Source organism: Falsiruegeria litorea R37, from assembly GCF_900172225.1.
GTDB lineage: Bacteria > Pseudomonadota > Alphaproteobacteria > Rhodobacterales > Rhodobacteraceae > Falsiruegeria > Falsiruegeria litorea.
The window spans coordinates 2,100,819-2,112,976 of record NZ_FWFO01000001.1 but is presented as its reverse complement, the minus strand read 5'-3'; the positions used below and the strand labels follow the sequence as shown (position 1 = coordinate 2,112,976).

At 58.6% G+C, this 12,158-nt stretch carries 11 protein-coding genes; 2 read left to right on the top strand and 9 right to left on the bottom strand.

Going from position 1 to position 12,158, the window contains the following annotated elements:
• Positions 1-4 precede the first annotated feature (4 nt).
• A complete protein-coding gene (locus tag TRL7639_RS10310) occupies positions 5-877 on the top strand; it encodes an acyl-CoA thioesterase (protein WP_085795589.1) in 873 nt (290 codons plus the stop codon).
• Between the two features lie 117 nt (positions 878-994).
• On the opposite strand, the gene TRL7639_RS10305 is transcribed toward TRL7639_RS10310, so the two are convergent.
• The 3 genes from TRL7639_RS10305 to TRL7639_RS10295 form a co-directional block, all read right to left on the bottom strand.
• Positions 995-1,768, bottom strand: coding sequence for an SDR family oxidoreductase (locus tag TRL7639_RS10305; RefSeq protein ID WP_085795588.1), 774 nt, complete (start codon positions 1,766-1,768; stop codon positions 995-997).
• A 23-nt stretch (positions 1,769-1,791) separates the two neighbouring features.
• Entirely contained in the window at positions 1,792-3,492 is a 1,701-nt protein-coding gene (locus TRL7639_RS10300; RefSeq protein WP_085795587.1) for a class I adenylate-forming enzyme family protein, read from the bottom strand.
• Between the two features lie 249 nt (positions 3,493-3,741).
• Positions 3,742-4,971: an acyl-CoA dehydrogenase gene (locus TRL7639_RS10295; protein WP_085795586.1), complete on the bottom strand. Its 1,230-nt coding sequence runs from the start codon at positions 4,969-4,971 to the stop codon at positions 3,742-3,744.
• A 95-nt stretch (positions 4,972-5,066) separates the two neighbouring features.
• On the opposite strand from TRL7639_RS10295, the gene TRL7639_RS10290 reads away from it, so the two are divergent.
• A complete protein-coding gene (locus tag TRL7639_RS10290; protein ID WP_085795585.1) occupies positions 5,067-5,978 on the top strand; it encodes a LysR substrate-binding domain-containing protein in 912 nt (303 codons plus the stop codon).
• On the opposite strand, the gene phoB is transcribed toward TRL7639_RS10290, so the two are convergent.
• The 6 genes from phoB to TRL7639_RS10260 form a co-directional block, all read right to left on the bottom strand.
• Positions 5,975-6,664 (bottom strand): phosphate regulon transcriptional regulator PhoB, encoded by a 690-nt coding sequence (gene phoB, locus TRL7639_RS10285; protein WP_085795584.1) that lies wholly within the window; start codon positions 6,662-6,664, stop codon positions 5,975-5,977. The genes TRL7639_RS10290 and phoB overlap by 4 nt on opposite strands.
• Before the next feature lie 5 nt (positions 6,665-6,669).
• The gene (gene phoU, locus TRL7639_RS10280; protein WP_085795583.1) at positions 6,670-7,383 is read right to left on the bottom strand and encodes a phosphate signaling complex protein PhoU; all 714 of its coding nucleotides are present in this window, start codon (positions 7,381-7,383) and stop codon (positions 6,670-6,672) included.
• 10 nt (positions 7,384-7,393) lie between these two features.
• Complete coding sequence (pstB, locus tag TRL7639_RS10275) at positions 7,394-8,191, bottom strand: phosphate ABC transporter ATP-binding protein PstB (protein WP_085795582.1); 798 nt, start codon at positions 8,189-8,191, stop codon at positions 7,394-7,396.
• Between the two features lie 12 nt (positions 8,192-8,203).
• A complete protein-coding gene (gene pstA / locus TRL7639_RS10270; protein ID WP_085795581.1) occupies positions 8,204-9,547 on the bottom strand; it encodes a phosphate ABC transporter permease PstA in 1,344 nt (447 codons plus the stop codon).
• On the bottom strand, positions 9,544-11,016 hold the full coding sequence (gene pstC, locus TRL7639_RS10265) for a phosphate ABC transporter permease subunit PstC (RefSeq protein ID WP_085796370.1): 1,473 nt from the start codon (positions 11,014-11,016) through the stop codon (positions 9,544-9,546). The genes pstA and pstC overlap by 4 nt, the downstream gene beginning before the upstream one ends.
• Before the next feature lie 87 nt (positions 11,017-11,103).
• The gene (locus TRL7639_RS10260) at positions 11,104-12,144 is read right to left on the bottom strand and encodes a substrate-binding domain-containing protein (RefSeq protein WP_085795580.1); all 1,041 of its coding nucleotides are present in this window, start codon (positions 12,142-12,144) and stop codon (positions 11,104-11,106) included.
• Between the last annotated feature and the right edge of the window lie 14 nt (positions 12,145-12,158).

Sequence of the window (12,158 nt, the reverse complement as noted above, 5' to 3'; positions counted from 1 at the left end):
CCCAATGACCGAAGCCGAAACCAAACTGCTGGACCTTCTGAATATCGAACGCCTTGAGGTCGATCTGTTTCGGGGTGTTGGTTCCGGCGGCGAAACGCCGACGCGCATCTATGGCGGTCAGGTGATCGCGCAGGCCCTTGCAGCGGCCTATCGCACAGTGCCGGACCGCTTGTGCCATTCGCTGCACGCCTATTTCATCCGTCCCGGTGATCCGTCGATTCCGGTGATCTATTCCGTGGACCGCGCGCGCGATGGTGGCAGTTTCACGACGCGCCGGGTTGTCGCGATCCAGCACGGCAAGCAGATCTTGAACCTGTCGGCGTCATTTCATGTCGACGATGAAGGTTGGGATTACCAGCACCCGATGCCTCAGGTCGACGGTCCAGAAAAATTGGAGACCCGCGAGTCCCTGCGCGATCGCTACATTGACCGCATCCCCGAACAGCACCGCGCCGAATTCCTGCGTCCGCGGCCTATCGAAATCCGAGAGGTCGCGCCTCGGGACCTGTTCGAGCCCGAGCCCACCGATGACGCCAATCACCTGTGGTTCCGCATGGCGGCGGCGGCCGGTGCCGATCCGCAGATGCAACATATCCTGATGGCTTATGCCTCGGACATGGCGCTGCTGAGTTCCGCACTGCGCCCACATGGCCTGAGCTGGTTCAAGGGTGAGGTGAATGGCGCGAGCCTGGATCATGCCATGTGGTTTCACGCGCCGATCGCGTTCCAGGACTGGCATCTCTATGCGATGGATGCGCCGTTTTCGGGGCGCGGTCGCAGTTTCAACCGCGGTGCGATCTACAACAGCGACGGCACCTTGGTGGCCAGCGTGGCGCAAGAGGGGCTGATGCGCCCCAATCGCAAACCAAAGAACTAAAGCGGCGGGGGGGGCTCCCGCGCCCGCGCTGATCCCGGCTGCGCCGAAATCGCTGGCGGTCTTGGGCGTGGCACCGGGCGACGCCCGGTGCCGGTCCATGGCTACGCGCCTTGGACTTTAGTCCAGCTTTCCGCCAAACTGCCGGTTCAACTTTCGCATGCCACCCAACCACCGATCGTAGTCAGCTGTTTTCATTCGGATATAGTCCAAAACCTGTGGATGCGGCAGCACCAGGAAGGTGCCGGTGCGAATGGCCTCAATACAGGCGTCGGCCACATCCTCAGGCTCCAGCAAGCCGTCCAGTGCGGCCACGGATTCTTCGTGTCCGCGTGTCATTTCGGACCGAACGGCTTGCGGGCACAGAACCGAAACCCCGATGCCATCGTCGCCATGGCTCATCGCCAGCCATTCGGCCAAACCGACCGAGGCATGTTTGCTCACCCCATACGGCGCGGCGCCGACCTGGTTGAGCAGCCCCGCCGCAGATGCGGTGTTAAGCAGGTACCCGCCGCCACGTTCCACCATGCGCGGGATAACATGACGGGCTGCCCAAACTTGTGACATCACATTGATATCCCAAATCTTTTGCCAATCATCGTTGCTTGCGTCCACACCACCCAGGGTCAGGATCCCGGCGTTCGAGCAAAAGATGTCTATCGGGCCAACTTCGGTTTCGACCTGCTCGACCAACGCCTTGATGTCCTCTTCGACGCCAACATTGGTGGCGATGGCCACGCCATCGATTTCAGCAGCGACGGCCTGTGCGCCTTCAAGGTTCAGATCCGAACAAATGACTTTTTTTGCGCCATTGGCCGCAAACCGTTGCGCTAGGGCGCGGCCGATCCCGCTTGCTGCGCCTGTCACAACGATGATCTTGTTTTCTACTTCCATTTCAATCTCTTCTTGCAGTTTGTTCAGGTTTTTTTGCTCAAATTTGCCATGCAGGTTTTGCGCAAGGCGCGGCGATCGATCTTGTCGGTCGCGCCACGGGGCAGGGGCGTTGTCTGCACCCACAGATGCTCGGGCGTCTTGAACCGGGCAATGCGATCGCGCAGAAAATTACTCAACTCTGCATGGTTGAGCGTCATGCCCGGACGCGTTTGCACGGCTGCCCCTACGACCTCTCCCAAACGTGCGTGTGGAATGGCGAAAGCACAGGCTTCCAGGATGGCTGGATGCTGGTGCAAGGCATCCTCGACATCCAGACAGGCGATGTTTTCACCACCGCGGATGATGATGTTCTTTTTCCGATCCACGATTGTGATGATGCCATCATCATCGATGAATCCGAGATCCCCGGTTTTGAACCAACCGTCCTGCATTGCGGTTGAGGTTTCGATTGGTTTATTGAGATAAGTCCGCATGTTACAGACGCTTTTGACTGTCATCTCGCCGACGGAACCCAAGGCGACAGGGCTGCCATCTTCGTCCAGAAACATCATTTCTTGCAGCGGAGGAAACAAACGCCCGGCTGCGCCTGGTCGTGCGACGTAATCCTCACCGGAAAGGCCGATTCCGATGGCGTTGGTTTCAGTCATACCCCAGCCGGTTGCGATCTCGGCCTGCGGAAATGCTTGAGCCAATTCACTGACTTGTGCAGGAGGTCTCTTGGCACCACCAGCAACGACTTGTGTAAGAGTTTCAAGGGGTTTACCGCTGTTCTTTGCAGCTATCTGAATGTCTGCTGACTGCGTGGGAACTCCAACAAAGCGTGTGACACCCTCGGTTTCGATCAAATCGACCGCTGTTTGCGCATCCCATTTATACATCAGGACCACCTTGGCACCGGCCGGAAGGCTGAGAAGAAAACCGGGATGCGTTGCGGTGACATGAAACAAGGGCGTCGTGATCAGTGTCACGGGGCGCGGTTTTTCGGCGTTGGGATCATCCGGTGGATTGATCAAAGGGGCGATCGTTGCTTGCACCAACCAAGTGAATACGGCGTTCACTGCGCCTCGATGGGTCAAGGCAACGCCCTTGGGATCGCTGGTCGTGCCGGAGGAATACATGATCGCAAAATCGCTGTCGGGGTCAATGTCAACCGTTGGCCACGCCGATCGTGTTTCGCTGCGCATTAGGCTGACATAACTGGGGTCTGTTTGCGTTTCGTCAACGCCGATCAGCGTCAAACCAAGTTGTTCCTGAAGGGGTTTCAAACGCTCAAGGCGCTGCGTGTCGGTAAAAATCAGTTTAGAATCTGTGTCTTGCAACGCATACCGAAGCTCTTCTGTCGTCCACCAGGCATTCAGGAAAACGCAGGTGGCGCCAATCGAACTGATCGCCATCATCAGGATCAACATCTCAGGACGGTTACTCATGGCGACTGCGACGCGCGTACGGGGCAAAACTTCAAAGCGGGATTGCAGAACGTGCGCCATCTTGTTGATGTCATTGCAAAACGCGTCGTAAGAAAGGCGTTGGCCCTCAAACACCAAATACTCTGCCTGACCGTTTTCCTGCGCCGCGCGACTGGTTTGCAGCAAGGCTCGCAAGTCCTGTGGAATGTTCTTGAACGCAAGAAAGGAGACACCGTCAACTTCTACGGTCGTCGTCTCGAACATGGGTTCGGATTTTAGAACCTCTGCGACGGCATCACCGTAGGACAAGCCCGTCATGATCCAAATCCTAGCGCGTGTGACATACGAGATTCCTCCCCAGAAATCGTGTCAGAGCTGTTGGATAACAATGTCTTCGTATCAAAAGCGTAGCCGGGAAAGGCATCTGTGCCAATATCAGGTGACGGAACGTTTCACCTTGGTATCTTGCGCGAACGCCGTAACAATTTATTTTACATAATTCTGGTTACACGAATATGCGGTGGGTAAAAAAGCCCGGGATCCTGCCCGGGCTTTTGCATGTCGAAATCAGTAGAAGGCCTGCAGCCCGGTTTGCGCGCGTCCCAGGATCAGCGCGTGGACATCGTGTGTCCCCTCATAGGTGTTCACGGTTTCAAGGTTGACCATGTGTCGGATAACCTGGAATTCGAGGCTGATGCCGTTACCACCGTGCATGTCCCGGCTCATGCGCGCGATGTCGAGAGCCTTTCCGCAATTGTTGCGTTTGACGATCGATACCATTTCCGGCGCGGCGTTTGCCTCGTCCATCAGGCGGCCTACCCGCAAGCTGGCCTGCAGACCAAGCGCGATCTCGGTCTGCATGTCGGCCAGTTTGCGTTGGAACAGCTGCGTCTGCGCCAACGGACGGTTGAACTGCTGGCGGTCCAGTCCGTATTGACGTGCGCCGTGCCAGCAAGCTTCGGCCGCGCCCATCACGCCCCAGCTGATGCCATAGCGTGCACGGTTCAGACAGCCGAACGGACCTTTCAGGCCCTGTACGTGCGGCAGCAGCGCGTCCTCGCCGACCTCAACACCGTCCATCACGATCTCGCCGGTGATCGAGGCACGCAGACTCATCTTGTTTTCGATCTTGGGCGCGCTCAATCCCTTGGTGCCCTTGTCCAGAACAAAGCCACGGATCTTGCCGTCATGGGCGTCGGATTTTGCCCAGACCACAAAGACATCCGCAATTGGCGCGTTCGAAATCCACATCTTGGTGCCGGTCAGACGGTAACCGCCGTCGATCTTTTCAGCGCGGGTTTTCATGCCTGCCGGGTCCGAACCCGCATCGGGTTCAGTCAGACCAAAGCAGCCGATATATTCGCCGCTGGACAGTTTGGGCAGGTACTTGTTGCGCTGCTCTTCGCTGCCATAGGCATAGATCGGATACATCACCAGCGAACTTTGCACCGACATCATCGAGCGATAGCCGCTGTCGACGCGCTCGACCTCGCGCGCAACCAGGCCATAGCTGACATAGCCGGACCCCAAACCGCCGTATTGTTCCGGAACGGTCACGCCCAACAGGCCCATTTCACCCATTTCGCGGAAAATCTCGGGGTCGGTATGCTCGGTCTGGAACGCTCCGGTCACGCGCGGCTGCAGCTTTTCCTGTGCGTATGCACGCGCGCTGGCAGCAATCATGCGCTCGTCTTCGTTCAACTGATCGTTCAGGCGAAACGGGTCTTCCCAATCGAATTTGTTCAGATCGGGCGCGTCTTTGGCGCGAAGGGTCGGTTTGGTCAAAGGGGCGTTCATGGCGCGTCTCCAGATTAGATTTGCGCTCACCCTACCCTGCAAAAACCTCAAAAAACAGCGAGACTTTCGCATTGTTTCATGACAAAAGCTCATACATGAGCATGTCGCGCCGATTTCTTCCGTCTGTTACCGCCCTCCGTGCGCTTGAGGCGCTGGATCGATTGGGCTCTGCCTCGGCGGTTGCGGACGAGCTGTCGTTGACCCAAGGCGCGGTCAGTCGGCAATTGCAGGGATTGGAACAACATCTTGGCGTTGACCTGATCCAACGGGACCGTAAGCGTCTTTCCATTGCACCCGCCGCGCAGGATTACGTGGCCGAGATCCGGCAAGCGTTGAATCAGATCGCACAAGCCTCTTTGCGTTTGCAGGTCGCGCCGGTTGGCGGGACGCTCAATCTGGCGATCTTGCCGACGTTTGGAATGCGGTGGTTGATGCCGCGCCTGCCCGAATTTGCCCGGTTGCATCCCGAGATAACGATCAACATGTCGACCCGCCTGGAGTCATTCAATTTTGCCCAGGAACCTTTTGATGCAGCGATACATTTTGGCTTGGGTGATTGGCCTGATACAGACAATCTGCTGCTCAGGACTGAACGTGTTGTACCGGTATGCGCACCTGCTTTGATCCAGGCGCGGACACCGCAATCGCCCAAGGATCTTTTGCGTTTGCCATTGTTGCATATTCAGACGCGACCAAACGCTTGGCAGGATTGGCTGGAGCAGAACGGCGTGGCTCTGAACGCGCCCCTGCCGGGCACAATGTATGATCAGTTTTCAACGATCACGCAGGCTGCGCTGCACGGGTTGGGTGTCGCTCTGGTGCCGGATTATCTGGCGGAACAGGATGTGGCCACCGGTCGGCTTGTGGCGCTGCATCCCCAAGCGATCGAGGCCAAGGGGGCCTATTATCTGGTCTGGCCGCGCAGTAAATCGCGCGACCAGTCTTTGATGGAGTTTCGCCATTGGCTGGCGTCCAAGGCGCAGCCAGAGGACGATCTGCCGCGTTAACCCAATGCGTAGCCGGCTCCGCGCACCGTGCGCACCGGATCCGATCCGCCATGCTGGGTCAGCGCCTTACGCAATCGGCCGATGTGGACGTCCACGGTGCGGGTGTCGACATAGATGTCCCTGCCCCAGACACGGTCCAGCAACTGCTCACGGCTCCAGACGCGACCTGGTTTTTCCATGAAGGTCGACAGCAGGCGAAACTCGGTCGGTCCCAATTTCAATGGTTTCTCATCGCGGCTGACCTTGTGGGTTTCGGCGTCCAGGATGATGTCGTCGAATTCCAATCGGATGCCAACTGTTGCCGGACGCACGCGCCGCAATTGCGTGCGCACGCGGGCCATCAGCTCGACCACCGAATACGGCTTGACCACGTAGTCATCCGCGCCGGTTTCTAAACCACGGACCTTGTCGACCTCTTCGGATCGGGCCGACAACATGATGATCGGAATACTCCGCGTTTCGGGCTTGGTTTTCAGACGTCGGCAAACCTCAATACCACTAAGGTTTGGCATCATCCAGTCCAGCACGATGATGTCGGGGTTGTCCTCATCCACCAGCAGCAGCGCCTCGTCGCCGTTTTCGGCCTTGGACACGCGAAACCCTTCGGCCTCAAGGTTGTAAGCCAGCACTTCGCGTTGCGCCAGTTCGTCTTCGACAACCAGAACGGTGGGTTGATCGGCTGACATGACCCCTACCCCTTGCTCGCAATCGATGTGGTGTCCGCCTTAGGCCGTGCTTCTTCGGGGCGCGCTCCGGTGACCAGATAAATCACCTGCTCGGCGATCGAGGTCACATGGTCCCCCATGCGTTCAATGTTCTTGGCGATGAAATGCAGATGCATGCAGGATGTGATATTTCGCGGGTCCTCGGCCATGAAGGTCAGGAACTCGCGGAACAGTGCATTATACATCTGGTCCACCTCGTGGTCGCGGTTTACCACATCCTGGGCCAGTTCTGCATCACGCTGGATATAAGCGTCTAGTGCGTCCTTGAGCATCAACTCTACCTCGCGCGCCATACGACGCAGGGCTGAGGCACTGTCGTTGACGGGGGGCGATTGCACCAGCACGCCGGTCCGCTTGGCGATGTTTTTGGAATAATCGCCGATGCGTTCCAGATTGCCCGAGACCTTGAGGACCGACAGCACCAGCCGCAGGTCAGAGGCCGTCGGAGAGCGCAGGGCGATCACCCGCGCGGTTTCCTCGTTGATCAGATCCTCAAGCGCGTCGATGGCCTTGTCGCCCGCGCGGACCTGCTCGGCCAGCTCTTCGTCGCGGGTTTCCAGCGAGCGCGCGGCGCCCATGATGGCCGCCTCGACCAGGCCACCCATTTTCATGATGTGCGCCTGGATCGCCTCTAGGTCGCGGTCGAATACGGATGCGATATGTTGTTCTGAAGTGTTCATGTGTCCATCCTCAACCGATGCGTCCGGTGATATAGCTTTCGGTGCGCGGGTCTTCGGGGTTGGTGAAAATCTGGCCGGTTTCGCCAAATTCAACCAGGTTGCCCAGGTGGAAAAACGCGGTCTTTTGGCTGACGCGCGCGGCCTGCTGCATCGAGTGAGTCACGATGACCACCGAATAACGCTGGCGCAGCTCGTCAATCAACTCCTCGACCTGTGCAGTCGCGATGGGGTCCAGCGCCGAGCACGGCTCGTCCATCAGCAGCACTTCGGGTTCGGTTGCGACAGCACGCGCAATACACAGACGCTGCTGCTGACCACCCGAGAGGCCGGTGCCAGGCGCGTCCAGGCGATCCTTGACCTCATCCCAGATGGCACCGCGGCGCAGGGCCTTTTCGACGATCTCATCCAGATCGGCCTTGTTCTTGGCCAGCCCGTGGATCTTGGGGCCATAGGCTACGTTGTCATAGATCGACTTGGGGAACGGGTTAGGTTTCTGGAACACCATGCCCACCTTGGCGCGCAGCTGCACCGGGTCGACGCGCTTGTCATAGATGTCTTCGCCATCCAGCAGGATGTCGCCCTGAACCCGGCAGATGTCGATGGTGTCGTTCATCCGGTTCAGGCAGCGCAAGAACGTCGACTTGCCGCAGCCCGACGGGCCGATAAAGGCGGTGACAGTCTTGTCTTCGATCTCGACGTTGACGTCTTTGATCGCGTGGGTCTCGCCATAATAGACCTGAACATTCTTCGCGGCGATCTTGGTTTGGCGCGTATCCACGTTTCTCTCCACAAAAGTCATATCGTTCATCTGTCTGCCCCTTTACCAGCGGCGTTCAAAGCGGCGGCGCAGGATCACGGCCACAGTGTTCATGGTGATCAGGAAGACCAGCAGGATGATGATACCACCCCAGGCCCGTTCATAGTAGGCAGGGTCGGCCCGCTTGGCCCATTCGTAAATCTGTGCCGGCATGGCCGAGTTCGGGTCCAGCAGACCGCTGGCAATGCCATCGGGCGCGTTAGAGGCGATATAGCCCACCATCCCGATCAGCAGCAGCGGCGCGGTTTCACCCAAGGCTTGCGCCAGACCGATGATGGTCCCGGTCAGGATGCCCGGGGCGGCCAGCGGCAGCACATGGTGGAACACCGACTGCATTTTCGATGCCCCCACACCCAAAGCCGCATCCCGGATCGACGGCGGCACGGATTTGAGCGAGGCACGCGTCGAGATGATGATTGTCGGCAGCGTCATCAGCGTCAGAACCAAACCACCAACCAGCGGAGCCGATTGCGGCAGGTGAATGAACTGGATGAACACGGCCAGACCCAGGATACCAAACACGATCGACGGCACAGCAGCCAGGTTCGAGATGTTCACCTCGATCAGGTCGGTGATACGGTTTTTGGGCGCAAACTCTTCCAGATAGATCGACGCGGCGACGCCGATGGGCAGCGCCAAAAACAGCACCACCAGCATCATGAAGAACGAGCCGATCATCGACACACCCAAACCCGCCTGCTCGGCCCGGCTTTCAGAGGCGTCGGCGCCAAAGATGAAGTCGGGGTTGAATGTCTTTTCAACCACACCTGCGGCCGTCAACCCATCGACGATGTCCAGATGCTCGGCGTCGATGTTCTTGTCGCGGGCCAGATGCTCGCGTTTGACGCGGTCTTTCAGATAGCCGTCAACGCGGCTGGAGGCGAGAAAGCGGAAATCAATGGTTTCCCCAATCAGGCTTGGATCCTCGATCACCATCGAGCGCAGCTGTGCGGCCGCCGAGGCCGAGATCAACGCCTTCATGTCCTTGGATTTCTTCAGCGGGGTTTCAATCCCCGCCTCTTCGACCGCGGCCAGAACCGCTTTTTGGATCAGCGGGTTATAGCCAAAGGTCGACACCTTCTTGATGTCATCCAGATTGCGCTCACCCTTTTTGTCCAGCTTGGCAGGGTCCAGATAGACCGGCACCTGAACAAAGGTCTGTTGAAACGCGCCGATGCCGTTGAACAGGATTGCGCTCAGCAGCACGACCAGACACAGGATGCCGGTGCCGATGGCGATGATACCGTAGGCGCGGAACCGTTTCTCGGCGGCGTTGCGCGACTTGGTGCGGGCGTCCAGCTGGATCAGCGAGCGTTTCGCACCCGTGGGAAGGCTTGCGTCGGTCATTCGTACTGCTCCCGGTATTTCCGTACAATGTACAGAGCAAAGACGTTAAGGCCCAATGTCAGAACAAAGAGCGAGATGCCCAGGGCAAAGGCCACCAGCGCCTCGGGCGAGGCAAAGTCGCTGTCGCCGGTCAGCTGCGAGACAATTTTGGCGGTCACGGTGGTCATCGCCTCAAATGGGTTGAGCGACAGGCGCGCAGCGGCCCCTGCCCCCATGACCACAATCATCGTTTCCCCAATGGCGCGCGAGGCGGCCAGCAGGATCGCACCCACGATGCCCGGCAACGCGGCGGGCAGAACCACTTGGCGGATGGTTTCAGACTGCGTTGCGCCCAACCCGTAAGAGCCATCGCGCATCGCCTGAGGCACGGCGTTGATGATGTCATCGGACAGCGAACTGACAAAGGGGATCAACATGATGCCCATGGCAATGCCAGCCGTCATCACCGAACGGCCCCCGGCCATCCAGCCCAGGCCGTCCTGACCAAAGACCGACACCAGCATCGGCCCGATGGTCAGCAGAGCAAAGAGGCCGTAGACGATTGTCGGGATACCGGCCAGGATCTCCAGCATCGGCTTGGCAATGCCGCGCAAGCGCGGGCTGGCGTATTCCGACAGGTAGACAGCGGCAAACAGGCCGATGGGCACAGCAACCAAGAGCGCGATGATTGAGATATAGATCGTGCCCCACAGAAGCGGCAGGATACCCAGAGCCGAAGAACCGCCACGACCCGAAAAGCTTGGCGCCCATTCGAGCAGAGTGAAAAAGTCGATCGCCGGATAGAGCTTGAAGAATTCAACCGTGTTGAAGATCAGCGATAGGACAATGCCGATGGTGGTCAGGATCGCGACCGATGCAGCGGCGACCAGCAATGCAAGAATGCCCTGCTCGACCACGTTGCGGGCGCGGTAGTCTTTGTTGGTTTGCATGATGGCGACGACCATGGCCGCCAAGGACACACCAATCACCAGCAGCGTCATGATCAACTGCCCGGTGTTGCTCATCGCGCGATAGGCTTGTGCCGCGTTCAGGATCGGCTGCGTCAGGGTTGCCGTGATGACCTGGCCCGCATCTTTCAGACGCGCGGTCATATCCTCGACATTGGCCAGTGTGTTTTGCGCCGCGACCTCATCCAGGGCACCAATTGCCACTGCATTGTCGAGCCCCCGCGCGGTGCGGGTCACCTCGGCCATCACCAAGCCGATGTTCGAGCCCTCTTTGATCTCGCTTGCGGGGATCAAATCCGAGATGCTGCTCTGGATCACCATCGGCTGTGCGATCAGCCAGATCGCCATCAGGCCAAAGGCTGGCACGACAACCTTCATCAGCACGTTCCAGCCATAGTAGTTCGGCAAGGAATGCAACACGCGGCTGTCGCCCGAGGCAGACGCCAAGGCGCGCTGCCGCCCAAAGACAAAGCCGACGACCGCGATCGCCAGCACAATTATACAAAGCCAGAAAACGGGCATCTGTCCCCCTGAAGTCTTTTGCGCAAGACCTGACATGACAAGGGGGCGACGGAAATCGCCGCCCCCCTCTTTTTCAATTGAATTGGCTTAGCTGCCGCCGTTCATCACGGCTTCGTTCGAAACAGCTTCCTGAGTGTCGGCCAGTGCAGGGTCCGAAACCAGGCCGTATTCGGCCAGCGGGCCGTCGCCGCCTGCGATTTCGTCCGAGATGAAGAACTCAGCATATTCTTTCAGGCCGGGGATCACGCCGATGTGCGCTTTCTTCACGTAGAAGAACAGCGGACGCGACACCGGATATTCACCGGTCGAGATGGTCTCGGTCGAGGGCGCGACACCGGCCATGGTTGCCACTTTCAGCTTGTCGGTGTTGTTCTCATAGAACGCCAGGCCAAACACGCCGATGCCGTTTGCGTTGGCGTCGATCGAGGCCAGGGTCTCGGTGTAGTCACCGTCGATGTCCACGGCGCGACCGTCCGACATCACTGCCAGGCAGGCGTCTTCGGCGTCGTCTTCGGACATGCCAGCCGCCATCATGGCTTCGAATGCGCCGGTGGCTTCACAGCCAGCTGCGACAACTTTTTCTTCGAAAACTTCACGGGTGCCGTGCTTGGTGCCGGGGATGAAGGCCAGGATGTCTTCGGCGGGCAGATCGGCGTTGAAATCCGACCATTTCTTGTGCGGGTTGTCGACCAGCTTGCCGTCAACCATCACCTTGGGGGCCAGAGCGTTGAAGATGTCCGACTGGGTGAAAGCGGTGTACTCGGGGCCGTTCAGCTGCGAGGCAAACACGATGCCGTCATAACCGATGCGAACTTCGATGATGTCGGTCACGCCGTTTTCGGCACAGGCTTTGATCTCTTTTTCGCGGATTTTGCGCGATGCGTTTGCAACGTCGGTGTGCTCGGTGCCAACACCCTGGCAGAAACGCTTCAGGCCAGCCGAAGAGCCGCCCGATTCAACAACGGGTGTCGGGAAGTCAAAGTTTTCGCCAAAAGCTTCGGCCACGATCGAGGCGTAGGGCAGAACGGTTGACGAACCGGCAACTTGAACCTGGTCACGTGCGGCAGCGGTGGTTGCCGAAACAGCGGCGATGGTCAGGGCAGAAGCCGTCATTTTTACAAAGGACATCTCAGTCTCCTTGA

Bases quoted from the DNA above. Each gene is read 5' to 3' on its own strand.
- phoU (WP_085795583.1), bottom strand. From the start codon at position 7,383: ATGAACACTTCAGAACAACATATCGCATCCGTATTCGACCGCGACCTA.
- TRL7639_RS10290 (WP_085795585.1), top strand. From the start codon at position 5,067: ATGAGCATGTCGCGCCGATTTCTTCCGTCTGTTACCGCCCTCCGTGCG.
- pstB (WP_085795582.1), bottom strand. From the start codon at position 8,191: ATGAACGATATGACTTTTGTGGAGAGAAACGTGGATACGCGCCAAACC.
- pstA (WP_085795581.1), bottom strand. From the start codon at position 9,547: ATGACCGACGCAAGCCTTCCCACGGGTGCGAAACGCTCGCTGATCCAG.
- phoB (WP_085795584.1), bottom strand. From the start codon at position 6,664: ATGTCAGCCGATCAACCCACCGTTCTGGTTGTCGAAGACGAACTGGCG.
- TRL7639_RS10305 (WP_085795588.1), bottom strand. From the start codon at position 1,768: ATGGAAGTAGAAAACAAGATCATCGTTGTGACAGGCGCAGCAAGCGGG.
- TRL7639_RS10260 (WP_085795580.1), bottom strand. From the start codon at position 12,144: ATGTCCTTTGTAAAAATGACGGCTTCTGCCCTGACCATCGCCGCTGTT.
- TRL7639_RS10300 (WP_085795587.1), bottom strand. From the start codon at position 3,492: ATGACGGGCTTGTCCTACGGTGATGCCGTCGCAGAGGTTCTAAAATCC.
- TRL7639_RS10295 (WP_085795586.1), bottom strand. From the start codon at position 4,971: ATGAACGCCCCTTTGACCAAACCGACCCTTCGCGCCAAAGACGCGCCC.
- TRL7639_RS10310 (WP_085795589.1), top strand. From the start codon at position 5: ATGACCGAAGCCGAAACCAAACTGCTGGACCTTCTGAATATCGAACGC.
- pstC (WP_085796370.1), bottom strand. From the start codon at position 11,016: ATGCCCGTTTTCTGGCTTTGTATAATTGTGCTGGCGATCGCGGTCGTC.